Source organism: Caballeronia terrestris (assembly GCF_001544515.1).
Lineage (GTDB): Bacteria > Pseudomonadota > Gammaproteobacteria > Burkholderiales > Burkholderiaceae > Caballeronia > Caballeronia terrestris.
In genome coordinates this window covers 1-500 of the sequence record NZ_FCOL02000645.1, presented here as the reverse complement: position 1 = coordinate 500, position 500 = coordinate 1, and the positions used below count along the sequence as shown (strand labels likewise).

General features: G+C 64.8%; 1 protein-coding gene. It reads right to left on the bottom strand.

Going from position 1 to position 500, the window contains the following annotated elements:
* Positions 1 to 29: 29 nt before the first annotated feature.
* Positions 30 to 500 (bottom strand): DUF2950 family protein (locus AWB67_RS39375; protein ID WP_125477929.1); only part of this gene is annotated, 471 nt, incomplete at its 5' end.

The following is a 500-nucleotide window of genomic DNA, read 5'->3' as shown; positions in this document are numbered from 1 at the left end:
TACGCAGGCAGCGGCGTGCAGGAGGCGCATCAAGGCGACACCTTCGTCCACGCGGGGCCAGGGTCGAACGACGTCGTCGTCGCCGCCTTCTTCGCACCGTCAGGGCCAAGATCGCGCTCGTAGACCTGCCCGGCGTGACTGACCATGAAGCTCTTGATGCCGGTATCTCCATAGCGAACGGGCCAGGCGATCACGCCGAAGCCTCCGAACAGCTTTCCGTGGGCGACGTAGTCATACGCACCTCCCGGCGCATGAGGGCCTTGCGAGGTGAGCAGCTTGTAGTGATAGCCGTTGTAGCCGGTCTGCCCGGTGTTGCGTGCACCGGCAGTCATGAAGGCGGCCCCGAGCGGGCTCGGCTTGTCATCGGAGCCGGTCGGCCAGTACAGGCCGTCCCGCTTGCCGGGCGAACTCGACAGTTTCGTCGCATAGTTGAGCACGCCGCTGTCGTCGTGGTCCGTTTCCGCGTATTCGCGTTGCGCATCGTAGATCGCCAGCATCGT